Here is a 245-nt window from a genome sequence, read left to right as displayed (position 1 = left end):
ATCGCGTGCGCAACTCGATCCTGATCGACGCCACCGCCGATATCCTGCTGGACGGTAACGCCGAGCGGGCCATCGTCGATGTGGCCCAGCGCCTGTCCTGGGGACACAAGATCGAAGACATCACCGATGTGCGCGGCACCGCGTTTATCCGCCGTGTCACCCGGGCGGGCTGGTACGAAGTGGACTCCACCCGCATCGACCGTCCGGGCATGATCGACAAGATCATCAACCCGTATGTGTACAAC

At 62.4% G+C, this 245-nt stretch carries 1 pseudogene; it reads left to right on the top strand.

Features of this window, described 5'->3' with window-relative positions:
• Positions 1–245, top strand: a pseudogene (locus ACFZPT_RS26850) (YgiQ family radical SAM protein); the annotation flags it as partial.

The organism is Pseudomonas sp. MD330_10 (assembly GCF_042610415.1).
Classification (GTDB): domain Bacteria; phylum Pseudomonadota; class Gammaproteobacteria; order Pseudomonadales; family Pseudomonadaceae; genus Aquipseudomonas; species Aquipseudomonas rhodesiae.
This window is presented reverse-complemented; position numbering and strand designations above follow the sequence as displayed.